This window comes from Mycobacterium colombiense (assembly GCF_001953985.1).
GTDB lineage: Bacteria > Actinomycetota > Actinomycetes > Mycobacteriales > Mycobacteriaceae > Mycobacterium > Mycobacterium colombiense_B.
Map to the genome: position 1 here is coordinate 228,974 of NZ_MBEI01000058.1, position 11,931 is coordinate 240,904.

The 11,931-nt window shown below is 69.3% G+C and carries 10 protein-coding genes; 7 read left to right on the forward strand and 3 right to left on the reverse strand.

What is annotated here, in order from left to right:
- Positions 1 to 10: 10 nt before the first annotated feature.
- The 6 genes from A5732_RS18345 to A5732_RS18370 all read left to right on the forward strand — a co-directional run bounded on the left by A5732_RS18345 (position 11) and on the right by A5732_RS18370 (position 7,188).
- The gene (locus tag A5732_RS18345) at positions 11 to 1,276 is read left to right on the forward strand and encodes a winged helix-turn-helix domain-containing protein (RefSeq protein WP_171975047.1); all 1,266 of its coding nucleotides are present in this window, start codon (positions 11 to 13) and stop codon (positions 1,274 to 1,276) included.
- A complete protein-coding gene (locus tag A5732_RS18350) occupies positions 1,276 to 2,682 on the forward strand; it encodes a type I restriction-modification system subunit M (RefSeq protein WP_076102940.1) in 1,407 nt (468 codons plus the stop codon). Before A5732_RS18345 ends, A5732_RS18350 begins: the two co-directional genes overlap by 1 nt.
- Positions 2,679 to 3,755 carry a restriction endonuclease subunit S gene (locus A5732_RS18355; RefSeq protein WP_076102941.1) on the forward strand — a complete coding sequence of 359 codons (1,077 nt, stop codon included), beginning with the start codon at positions 2,679 to 2,681 and terminating at the stop codon, positions 3,753 to 3,755. The genes A5732_RS18350 and A5732_RS18355 overlap by 4 nt, the downstream gene beginning before the upstream one ends.
- 10 nt (positions 3,756 to 3,765) lie before the next feature.
- A complete protein-coding gene (gene thyX / locus A5732_RS18360; RefSeq protein ID WP_076103036.1) occupies positions 3,766 to 4,518 on the forward strand; it encodes an FAD-dependent thymidylate synthase in 753 nt (250 codons plus the stop codon).
- Between the two features lie 71 nt (positions 4,519 to 4,589).
- On the forward strand, positions 4,590 to 5,492 hold the full coding sequence (gene dapA, locus A5732_RS18365; RefSeq protein ID WP_076102942.1) for a 4-hydroxy-tetrahydrodipicolinate synthase: 903 nt from the start codon (positions 4,590 to 4,592) through the stop codon (positions 5,490 to 5,492).
- Positions 5,493 to 5,511: 19 nt separating this feature from the next.
- On the forward strand, positions 5,512 to 7,188 hold the full coding sequence (locus tag A5732_RS18370) for a ribonuclease J (protein ID WP_076051813.1): 1,677 nt from the start codon (positions 5,512 to 5,514) through the stop codon (positions 7,186 to 7,188).
- A 4-nt stretch (positions 7,189 to 7,192) separates the two neighbouring features.
- Here A5732_RS18370 and A5732_RS18375 read toward each other — a convergent pair whose 3' ends face one another.
- The 3 genes from A5732_RS18375 to A5732_RS18385 are packed head-to-tail and all read right to left on the reverse strand — an operon-like array spanning position 7,193 to position 9,215.
- On the reverse strand, positions 7,193 to 8,065 hold the full coding sequence (locus tag A5732_RS18375; protein WP_076102943.1) for an SAM-dependent methyltransferase: 873 nt from the start codon (positions 8,063 to 8,065) through the stop codon (positions 7,193 to 7,195).
- A gap of 5 nt (positions 8,066 to 8,070) precedes the next feature.
- A complete protein-coding gene (locus A5732_RS18380) occupies positions 8,071 to 8,901 on the reverse strand; it encodes a mycofactocin-coupled SDR family oxidoreductase (RefSeq protein WP_064952835.1) in 831 nt (276 codons plus the stop codon).
- Positions 8,901 to 9,215, reverse strand: coding sequence for a putative quinol monooxygenase (locus A5732_RS18385; RefSeq protein WP_064952834.1), 315 nt, complete (start codon positions 9,213 to 9,215; stop codon positions 8,901 to 8,903). The genes A5732_RS18380 and A5732_RS18385 overlap by 1 nt, the downstream gene beginning before the upstream one ends.
- Before the next feature lie 170 nt (positions 9,216 to 9,385).
- On the opposite strand from A5732_RS18385, the gene A5732_RS18390 reads away from it, so the two are divergent.
- The gene (locus A5732_RS18390) at positions 9,386 to 11,908 is read left to right on the forward strand and encodes an FtsK/SpoIIIE family DNA translocase (RefSeq protein ID WP_216351586.1); all 2,523 of its coding nucleotides are present in this window, start codon (positions 9,386 to 9,388) and stop codon (positions 11,906 to 11,908) included.
- Positions 11,909 to 11,931: the final 23 nt, after the last annotated feature.

Genomic DNA, 11,931 nt, shown 5'->3' on the forward strand with positions numbered 1-11,931 from the left:
CCACCGGGGGTTGTCGCACCCAACAGGTATTCTCGGCGCCGTGCCAACCCGTAGGCTGTCGGCCGCCCAAGCCCGGCGGATAGCCGTTGCGGCCCAAGGCTTTATCGAGCCTCGGCCCGGTGGCGGGATCACCCGGGCGCACTTGAAGCGCCTGATATCCAGGATCCAAGTGCTGCAACTCGATTCGGTCTCGGTGGCGGTGCGCGCGCACTATGCCCCCGTCTTCAGCAGGCTCGGCTCCTACGACCGGGACGTGCTCGACCGCGCCGCCTGGGGTCCGCGGTCGTCGCGGCTGCTGGCGGAGTACTGGGCGCACGAGGCCGCGCTGATGGCCGTCGAGGACTGGCCGCTGTTGCGCTGGCGAATGCGCCAGTACACGCACGGCCGCTGGGGTACCCACATCGTCAAGGCCAATCCGCAGCTCGCCGACAAGATCGTCGCCGCCGTCGCCGAGCTCGGGCCGAGCACCGCCGGACAGATCGAGGCCCACCTCGAGGCCGGTTCGCGTGGGCCCAAAGGAAGCTGGTGGGGCAGCCGCAGCGACACCAAGTGGGTGGCCGAGGCGCTGTTTTCCGCCGGGGTGCTCACCACGGCCACGCGGGTCGGCTTCGCTCGCCACTACGACCTGGTGGAGCGGGTGCTGCCGGCCGCGGTGCTGGCCCGCGAGGTCGACGACGACGAGGCGATCCGCGAACTCACGTTGCGGGCCGCCACCGCGCTGGGCGTGGGCACCGAGGCCGACATCCGCGACTACTTTCGGTTGTCGGCCCAGCAGGTCAAGCCGGCGATCGCCGCGCTGGTGGCCGCCGGTGACATCGAACCGGTCGAGGTCGACGGGTGGTCGGCGCCGGCCTACCTGCGGGCGGGGCGCACCGTGCCCCGCGCCGATCGCGGCACCGCGCTGCTGTGCCCGTTCGACCCGCTCATCTTCTTCCGCCCGCGCGTCGAGAGATTATTCGAATTCCATTACCGCATAGAGATTTACACGCCGGCCGCCAAGCGGCAGTACGGCTACTACGTGTGGCCGCTGCTGATGGACGGGCGGCTGGTGGCGCGGGTGGACCTCAAGGCCGACCGCGCCGCCAACTCGCTGCGGGTCCTCGGCGCGTTCGGCGAGGCTCATCTCGCCGGCCGCATCCCGCGGCAAAAAGTCGCCGCGGCGCTGGCCGGTGAGCTCGAGTCCATGGCGTCCTGGCTGGGTCTGGGCGGGTTCAGCGTCGCCGGGCGCGGCGACCTGTCCGGCGAGTTGCGCGTGGCGGCTAAGCGGGTCAGCTGATGCCGGCGTCGACGTCCAAGGAGCTCAAGGCCACGCTGTGGAAGGCGGCCGAGAAGCTGCGCGGCTCCCTGTCGGCCGGCGAGTACAAGGACGTGATCCTGGGGTTGGTGTTCCTCAAGCGCATCTCCGAATCGCACTGGAAAGCGTTGGCGGACAACGTCACATCCGACGACCTCGGCCGCCTGGCCGACGACGCGATGGACGCGGTGATGACGGCGAACCCGGCGCTGGCCGGGACGCTGCCCCGGCTGTACGAAAAGCTCGACCCGCGTCGCCTCGCCGAGCTGGTGACCGTGCTCGACGGCGCACGAATCGGCGACGGCGGCGGGCGGGCCGGGGACCTGATGGGCGAGGTGTACGAGTACTTCCTGGGCAATTTCGCGCGCGCGGAAGGGCGCCGGGGCGGCGAATTCTTCACCCCGCCCAGCGTCGTGCGGCTGCTCGTCGAGGTGCTCGCACCCACCGGTGGGCGGGTGTATGACCCGTGCTGCGGCTCGGGCGGGATGTTCGTGCAGACCGAACACTTCATCGCCGAACGCGACGGCGATCCCGCGAAAGTCACCGTCTACGGGCAGGAAAGCGTCGAGCAGACCTGGCGGATGGCGAAGATGAACCTCGCCGTGCACGGCATCGACAACTCGGGCCTGGGCCCGCGGTGCGCCGACACGCTCGCCACCGATCTGCACGCCGGCGTGCAGATGGACTACGTGCTGGCCAATCCGCCGTTCAACATCAAAGATTGGGCCCGCGACGAAAACGACCCCCGCTGGCGCTTCGGTGTTCCGCCCGCGACCAACGCGAATTACGCCTGGATTCAGCACATCCTGTCCAAGCTGGCCCCGGGCGGCACCGCCGGTGTGGTGATGGTCAACGGCTCGATGTCGTCGAACGCGCTGGGCGAGGGCGACATCCGGGCCCGGATCATCGATGCCGACCTGGTGTCGTGCATGGTCGCGCTGCCCGCGCAGCTGTTCCGCAGCACCGGAATACCGGTGTGCCTGTGGTTTTTCGCCATGGACAAGGCGCACCGGTCCGGACAGGTGCTGTTCATCGATGCGCGCGGCCTCGGCTACCTGGTGGATCGGGCCGAGCGCGCCCTGACCCGCGCGGAGATCGCCCGGATCGCTGACACCTACCACGCGTGGTCGGGTGCGGCGTCCGCGCTCGCCAAAGGCGTTGCGTATCAAGATGTTCCGGGGTTTTGTCAGTCCGTGCCGGTGGACGCCGTCAGGGCCGCGGGCTACCCGCTGACGCCGGGACGCTACGTGGAGGCACCCGCCACGCCGGACGACGGCGAACCCGTCGACGACAAGATCGCGCGGTTGACCGACGACCTGCTGGCCGCGCTGGACGACTCGGCCCGCGCGGAAAACATGGTGCGCCAACAGGTGGAGCGGCTGCGGTGAAGACCGTCCTGGGCGAGCACCTCGACTTCAGCGCCGGAAGCAGCGCCCCGCCGCGAGACTGCGACGGGCGCGTCCCCGTCTACGGCGCCAACGGCGCGATCGGTTACGCCGCTGTCCACAACGCGACCGGGCCCTTGATCGTGCTCGGCCGCGTCGGCTCGTACTGCGGCAGCCTGCGCTACTGCGACTCCGACGTCTGGGTCACCGAGAACGCACTGGTGTGCCGCGCCAAAGACCCGCAAGAGACCCGGTATTGGTATTACGCCCTGCAGACCTGCCGGCTGGCCGATCACCGATCCGGGTCGGGGCAACCACTGCTCAACCGGAGAATCCTGAACGACGTTCCGGTGCCGACCGTCAACGGGCGCGAACGGCGGCGCATCGCCGAGCTGCTGGGAGCCTTCGACGACAAGATCGCCGCCAACGATCGGGTGATCGAGACGGCGGAACGCCTGATGGTCGCCCTCGCCGAATCGGCGCCGGATCGGGTGCGGCTGTCGAGCCTGGCCACCCGGTCGACGGCGACCCGCAACGTCAGCGAGTTCGACGCTCGCCTTGCCCACTTCAGCCTCCCGGCGTTCGACGACGGGGCAAGGCCCCGCCTGGTCGGCGCGGCGCAGGTGCGCAGCGCCAAGCTGCTCCTGACCCAGCCGTGCGTCCTGTTCGCCAAGCTGAACCCGCGGATCCCGCGGATCTGGAACGTGGTGGGCCTGCCGTCGGACATGGCGGTGGCCAGCACGGAGTTCGTCGTGCTGCTGCCGGTCGGCATCGATTCCTCCGCGTTGTGGTCGGCGCTGCGACAACCCGACGTCTCGCAACGGCTGCAGCGCCGGGTCGCGGGAACCTCGGGCAGCCATCAGCGAATTCAGCCCCGCGACCTGCTGGAGGTGTCGGTCCCCGACGTGCGCCGGTTGAGCCCCGAGGCGCTGCGGACGCTCACCGGCCTGGGTGCGCTGTGTCACGCACGCCGCACCGAGAGCGCGCGGTTGGCGGGGCTGCGCGACGCGCTGCTGCCGTCGCTGATCTGCGGCAGGGTGCGGGTCAGAGACGCCGATCCGCCCGGCACGCTTTAAGGTGAGCGCCGTGGCCGAGATCGCGCCGCTGCGCGTGCAACTGATCGCCAAGACCGACTTCTTGGCGCCCCCGGACGTGCCGTGGAGCACCGACGCCGACGGCGGCCCCGCGCTCACCGAGTTCGCCGGCCGGGCCTGCTATCAAAGCTGGTCGAAACCCAACCCCAAGACCGCGACCAATGCCGGCTACATCAAGCACATCATCGACGTCGGCCACTTTTCGGTGCTCGAACACGCGAGCGTGTCGTTCTACGTCACCGGCATCTCGCGATCGTGCACCCACGAGCTGATCCGGCACCGGCACTTCTCCTATTCGCAGCTGTCCCAGCGCTACGTCCCCGAGAAGGACTCGCACGTCGTCGTGCCGCCGGGCATGGAAGACGATCCGGAGCTGCAGCAGATCCTGGCCGCGGCCGCCGACGCCAGCCGCGCCACCTACAGCGAATTGCTGGCGAAACTCGAAGCGAAATTCGCCGACCAACCCAATGCGGTGCTGCGGCGCAAGCAGGCCCGTCAGGCCGCCCGCGCCGTGCTGCCCAACGCGACCGAAACCCGCATCGTCGTGACCGGCAATTACCGGGCGTGGCGCCACTTCATCGCCATGCGCGCCAGCGAGCATGCCGACGTGGAAATCCGGCGGCTCGCCATCGAGTGCCTGCGCCAGCTGGCGGCTGCGGCACCCACGGTGTTCGCCGACTTCGAGATCTCCACGCTGGCCGACGGCACGGAGGTCGCGACCAGCCCACTGGCAACCGAGGCCTGACGCGTAGACGCGCAACGCGCGCGTCTACGTGGGTGCTAAATACCTTGCTGCCGCCAGGTAACCTGAACACCGTGAGCACGGTCGGATTCGACGCCCCAGCGCGGTTGGGAACCGTGTTGACCGCGATGGTCACGCCGTTTCGCCCCGACGGCTCCGTTGACACCACCGCGGCCGCTCAGCTGGCCAATCACCTGATCGACGCGGGCTGCGACGGTCTGGTGATCTCCGGAACCACCGGAGAGTCCCCGACCACCACGGACGACGAGAAGCGGGAGCTGCTGCGCGTCGTGCTGGAGGCCGTCGGCGACCGGGCCCGCGTCATCGCCGGCGCGGGCACCTATGACACAGCCCACAGCGTCCGGCTGGCCAAGGCCTGCGCGGCCGAGGGCGCCCACGGGCTGCTGGTGGTCACCCCGTACTACTCGAAACCGCCGCAGAGCGGGCTGATCGCCCACTTCAGCACCGTCGCCGACGCGACCGAGTTGCCGGTGCTGCTCTACGACATCCCGCCGCGTTCGGTGATACCGATCCAGCCCGAGACCATCCGCGCGCTGGCCGCCCACCCGAACATCGTCGGGATCAAGGACGCGAAGGCCGACCTGCACAGCGGTGGTCAGATCATCGCCGACACCGGCCTGGCCTACTACTCCGGCGACGACGCGCTGAACCTGCCATGGCTGGCCATGGGCGCCATCGGATTCATCAGCGTGATTTCTCACGTGGCGGCGGGGCAGCTGCGGGAGATGTTGTCCGCCTTCAACTCCGGAGACATCGCAACCGCCCGCAAGATCAACGCCACCGTCGCCCCGCTGTGCGACGCGATGGCCCGCCTGGGCGGCGTGACGATGTCCAAGGCGGGCCTGCGCCTGCAGGGCATCGACGTTGGGGACCCGCGGTTGCCGCAAATGCCCGCGACGCCAGAACAACTCGACGCGTTGGCCGCCGATATGCGCGCGGCCTCGGTGCTGCGGTGACCCGAGGAGTTTCCGAGAAGTGGATGTAGACCTCGCCCCGCCAGGCCCGTTGGCCGCGGGAGGGTTGCGGGTCACTGCTCTTGGCGGCATCAGCGAAATCGGCCGCAACATGACGGTTTTCGAGCACCTGGGCCGGCTGTTGATCATCGACTGCGGCGTGATGTTCCCGACCCACGACGAGCCCGGGGTCGATCTGATCCTGCCGGATCTGCGGCACATCGAGGACCGGCTCGACGACATCGAGGCGCTGGTGCTCACCCACGCGCACGAGGACCACATCGGCGGCATTCCGTTCCTGCTCAAGCTGCGCCCCGACATCCCGGTGGTCGGTTCGAAGTTCACCCTCGCGCTGGTCGCCGCGAAGTGCCGCGAACACCGCCTCAAGCCGGTGTTCGTCGAGGTGGCCGAGGGCCAGAAGAGCACCCACGGCGTGTTCGAATGCCAGTACTTCGCCGTCAACCACTCCATCCCCGACGCGCTGGCGATCGCCGTGCACACCGGCGCGGGAACGATCCTGCACACCGGCGACATCAAGCTCGACCAGCTTCCGCTGGACGGCCGGCCGACCGACCTGCCCGGCATGTCCCGGCTCGGCGATGCCGGGGTGGACCTGTTCCTCTGTGACTCAACCAATGCCGAGCACCCCGGCGTCGGGCCGTCGGAAAGCGAAGTGGGCCCGACGCTGCACCGCCTGATCCGCGGCGCCGACGGCCGCGTCATCGTGGCGTGCTTTGCGTCCAACGTGGACCGGGTTCAGCAAATCATCGATGCCGCAGTCGCTTTGGGCCGGCGGGTTTCGTTCGTCGGCCGATCCATGGTGCGCAACATGGGCATTGCCCGCGAACTCGGATTCCTGCGGGTGGCCGACTCGGACGTGATCGACATCGGCGCCGCCGAGATGATGCCGGCCGAGAAGGTGGTGCTGATCACCACCGGCACCCAGGGCGAACCGATGTCGGCGCTGTCGAGGATGTCGCGCGGCGAGCACCGCAGCATCACGCTGACCGCGGGTGACCTGGTGGTGTTGGCGTCGTCGCTGATCCCGGGCAACGAGGAAGCGGTCTACGGCGTCATCGACGAGCTCGCCAAGATCGGGGCCCGCGTCGTCACCAATGCCCAAGCGCGCGTGCATGTTTCGGGACACGCCTACGCCGGGGAACTGTTGTTCCTGTACAACGGGATTCGGCCGCGCAACGTCATGCCGGTGCACGGGACGTGGCGCATGCTGCGCGCCAACGCCAAACTGGCGGCCCGCACCGGCGTGCCGGAGGAGTCGATCCTGCTGGCCGAGAACGGGGTGAGCGTCGACCTGGTCGCGGGTAAGGCCTCGATCGCCGGCGCGGTGCCGGTCGGAAAGATGTTCGTCGACGGCCTGATCAACGGCGACGTCGGCGACATCACCTTGGGCGAGCGGCTCATTCTGTCGTCGGGTTTCGTGGCGGTGACCGTGGTGGTCGCGCGCGGCACCGGGCGTCCGGTCGCACCGCCGCACCTGCATTCGCGCGGATTCTCCGAGGATCCCAAGGCGCTCGAGCCCGCCGTGCGCAGGGTGGAGGCGGAGCTGGAAGCGCTGCTGGCCGAGAACATCACCGATCCGAGCCGCATCGCGCAGGGCGTGCGGCGCACCGTCGGCAAATGGGTGGGTGAGACCTACCGCCGGCAGCCGATGATCGTGCCGACCGTCATCGAGGTCTGACCCGTTAGATCTTCTCCGCGTAGGCCGACCATTCCAGTTGCGAGGCTTTGAGTTTGCGGCCGGTGGGCTCGACATAGCGCTGGACGAGCTCGTCGGGACCGGCCTGCTCGACCAGCCGCCAGCCGTACTCGCCGAGGAACGCGGCGACCTCGTCGGGCTGCAGGCCGAAGTGCCACAGCTGCCGCCGCTGGCGCACGGTGCGGTACAGCGTGCGGGTGCCATACCGGTTGGTGCCGTCGATGAAATCCCTACGGACGTAGGTGAACACCAGACGGCTGCCGGGTGCGGTCACGCGCAGCCCGTCCAGCGTGCGCCGCACCGTCGCCTCGGTGAGGTACTGGGTGACGCCTTCGCAGATGAAGAAGACCCGGTAGTCGGTGCGGTAACCGTGCTCGGCGAGCGAGGTGAGCAGGTCGTCGTGTTCGAGATTCAACGCCACCAAGCGAACCGACAGCGGCAGCTCGCCGAGCACCCGGCGCACCGTCTTGAACTTCCTGGCGACGTTGACCGGCAGATCGACCTCGAACACCGGGATGCGCACCCGCCGCGTCAACAGATAGGCGCGGGTGTCCAGCCCCGCCCCGAGGATGACGACGGCGTTGATGTCGTCGAGCGACTCCTTGAGCTTGTCGGCGATAAAGCGCTTGCGGCAGGCCAGATTCGCCCACAATCCCGGACCGGTGAACTCCGAGCCGCGGATCATCAGCCGGCGAACCGGCGCGAACCGGGTCGCGCCGACGAGCCACCGCAGCGGGCCGGGCAGGAAGAGCTCGGCGAAGTCGTCGTCGACCAGGCGGCGTCCGGGCGGCTCGTTCTGCTCGACGGCGGCCAGCACCATCGGGCCAAATGCAGTCTGCGCAACCGGGTTTCGTGCCATGGCGGCTACTTGTTCAGGAATCCCGCGTCGACAGGCAGGGTCACACCGGTGATGTAACGCGCCTGGTCGGACACCAGCCACGCCACCGCGTTGGCGATGTCCTCGACGTCCAGCACCTCGACCGGCATGGCGTTGCCCATGGCTCCCGGTGTGTCCGTCGCGGCGGCCATCTTGGCCAGCCACTCGCGGGTGAACTCGTTGTTGATCATCGGCGTCTCGACGCCGGACGGGTGGATCGAGTTGACCCGGATCATCTGCCCGGCAAGCAGATTCGCGTAGACCCGCATCAGCCCGACCACTCCGTGCTTGGCGGCGGCGTAGCCGACGGAACCGGCGTCCGGGCTGCCGACCCCGGCCAGTCCCGCGCTCGAACTGATCAGCACGATCGACCCGCCCGTGCCCTGCTTGACCATGGTGGGTATCGCGACCTTGATGGTGTGGTAGACCCCGGTCAGGTTGACGTTGATGACGTCGTGCCAGCCGTCGTCACCGGATTGCATGGGGGCGATCCCGGCGTTGGCCACCACGATGTCCAGGCGGCCGAACTCGTCCAGGCCCGCCTGCAGCGCCGCCGACAGCGAGTCGCGGTCGCGGACGTCGCCCTGTCGGGCCACGATGCGGGCGCCGGTGTCTTCCACCAGCTTCACGGTGGCCGCCAGGTCGTCGGCGGTGGCCAGCGAGTAGGGGACGCTGGCGATCTGGTCGCACAGGTCGACGGCGATGATGTCCGCGCCGTCGGCGGCCAGCCGCACCGCGTGCGCGCGGCCCTGACCGCGCGCCGCGCCGGTGATGAAGGCGACCTTGCCCTTCAGGGGCCCTTGCGACGAGCGGGTCATCAGGGCCGCAACTGCCCTTTGGCCGGGTCGCCCGCCGGGACCGGCTGCAGCATCTTGATGTCGGGGGCCCCGTCCAGGTGCTCGCCGGCCGCGGTGAACATCTTGGTGACCGCCGGCGCGGTGCTGTGCGCCTTGAGCGCCTCGGCGTCGGCCCACTGCTCGACGAAGACGAAGGTCTCGCCCGACTGGTGCAGCGAATAGATCTGGCAGCCCGGCTCGTCATGCACTTCCTCGACCGCCCGCGTCAGGATGTCGCGAACGGTGTCGACCGACTCAGGTTTGACAGTCAAGGTGGCGACGACGACAACGGGCATTGCTGGCCTCCTGGGGCGCGGTGGGGGTGGGTGACGAGCACGACTTCTTGCAACCGAATGTCACCCTACTCACGCGATTTGGCGGCCGATTGGCCCCATGCCCGACAAGCCGGGCCGTTACCAGTGTGGCGGGTGGTGTAGATGATGCCGTTGCGACTACGCTTGCCGTCATGCCCAGTAAGACCGCCGCCCGCTCCGGAGGCCGAACGAGCAGGTCAAAGGCCACTTCGCGCGCCACCGGGTCCCGGGGTGCACGCCCGGCGGCGCCCCGCAAAAAGGCCGGCAAACCCGCCAGGCGGCGTAATCACGCGCCGCTGGTCGGCGCCGGGCTGACCTGCGGTCGTGCCGCGCGCGCCGTCTGGCTGATGGCCGCGCGGGGGACCGGCGGAGCGGCCCGGTCGATCGGGCGGGCCCACGACATCGACCCCGGGCATCGCCGCGACGGGATCGCGCTGCTGTTGCTGGGCTTTTCCGTGGTGGTCGCCGCGAGCTCGTGGTTCCACGCCGCCGGACCGGTCGGCACGTGGGTCGACACGCTGCTGCGGACCTTCATCGGCGCGGGTGTGCTGGCGCTGCCGGTCGCCACCGCCGCGGTGGCGGTGACCCTGATGCGCACCGAGCCCAATCCGGATGTGCGGCCCCGGCTGATCCTGGGCGCCAGCCTGATCACGCTGTCGGTGCTCGGCCTGCGCCACCTGTGGTCCGGTTCGCCGGAGGACCCCGAAGCGCGCCGCCGGGCGGCCGGCTTCGTCGGCTTCGCGATCGGCGGCCCGCTCTCGGACGGGCTCACGCCCTGGATCGCCGCGCCGTTGTTGTTCATCGGCTTCATGTTCGGCCTGCTGCTGCTGACCGGCACCACCATCCGCGAGGTGCCCGTGGTGATGCGCAACCTGTTCCACACCCGGTTCGTCGACGAGGACTACGACGACGAGCCCTACGACTACGCCGACGAGTTCGACGACGACGCCGAGGCGCAGCCCGCCGACTACCACGACGACGCGTCCTCCGTCCCGGACGAGGCGCCCCCGGCGTGGTCGCCGGACGACGATGCTCAGGCCGCGCTGCAGGACGACATTCCCACCGTGCCCGAGCCCGCCGTCCAGCCCGGCTTGCAGGGCTCGCGGGGCCGCAAGCGCGGGCGGTCGGCGGACAAGCACGACACCGTCGAACTGGACCGGGTCGTCGAGGGGCCCTACACGCTGCCCTCGCTGAGTCTGCTGGTGGCGGGCGATCCGCCCAAGAAGCGCAGCGCCGCCAACAACGTCATGGCCGACGCCATCACCGAGGTGCTGACCCAGTTCAAGGTCGACGCCGCCGTCACCGGCTGCACCCGCGGGCCGACCGTCACCCGCTACGAGGTCGAGCTGGGGCCGGGCGTGAAGGTCGAGAAGATCACCGCGCTGCAGAAGAACATCGCGTACGCGGTGGCCACCGAGAGCGTGCGCATGCTGGCCCCGATCCCGGGCAAGTCGGCCGTGGGCATCGAGGTGCCCAACACCGACCGGGAAATGGTACGGCTGGCCGATGTGCTCACCGCCCCGTCGACCCGGCGCGACCACCACCCGCTGGTGATCGGGCTCGGCAAGGACATCGAGGGCGACTTCATCTCGGCGAACCTGGCCAAGATGCCGCACCTGCTGGTGGCCGGCTCGACGGGTTCCGGTAAGTCCAGCTTCGTCAACTCGATGCTGGTATCGCTGCTGGCGCGCGCCACCCCGGAAGAGGTCAGGATGATCCTGATCGACCCGAAGATGGTGGAACTCACGCCGTACGAAGGCATTCCGCATCTGATCACCCCGATCATCACCCAGCCCAAGAAGGCGGCGGCCGCGCTGGCGTGGCTGGTGGAGGAGATGGAGCAGCGCTACCAGGACATGCAGGCGTCCCGGGTGCGGCACATCGACGACTTCAACGAGAAGGTCCGCTCCGGTGCCATCACCGCGCCGCTGGGCAGCCAGCGCGAGTACCGGCCCTACCCGTATGTGGTGGCGATCGTCGACGAGCTGGCCGACCTGATGATGACGGCGCCGCGCGACGTCGAGGACGCCATCGTGCGGATCACCCAAAAGGCCCGCGCCGCAGGCATTCACCTGGTGCTGGCCACCCAGCGCCCGTCGGTGGATGTGGTCACCGGTCTGATCAAGACCAACGTGCCGTCCCGGCTGGCGTTCGCCACGTCGTCCCTGACCGACAGCCGCGTCATCTTGGACCAGGCCGGCGCCGAGAAGCTGATCGGCATGGGCGACGGCCTGTTCCTGCCGATGGGCGCCAACAAGCCGATCCGGTTGCAGGGCGCGTTCATCACCGACGAGGAGATCCACGCCGTCGTCACCGCCTGCAAGGACCAGGCCGAACCCGAATACACCGAGGGCGTCACCACCGCCAAGCCCACCGGCGAACGCACCGACGTCGACCCGGACATCGGCGACGACATGGACGTGTTCCTGCAGGCCGTGGAGCTGGTGGTGTCCAGCCAGTTCGGCTCCACGTCGATGCTGCAGCGCAAGCTGCGCGTCGGCTTCGCCAAGGCCGGCCGGCTGATGGACCTGATGGAGACCCGCGGCATCGTCGGGCCGTCGGAGGGCTCCAAGGCGCGCGAGGTGCTGATCAAGCCCGACGAACTGGCGGGGACGCTGGCGCTGATCCGGGGCGGCAGCGACGCCGACGGCGGCGACGACGAGGACACCGAATAGCGCCGAACGTCACGCCAGCGTCA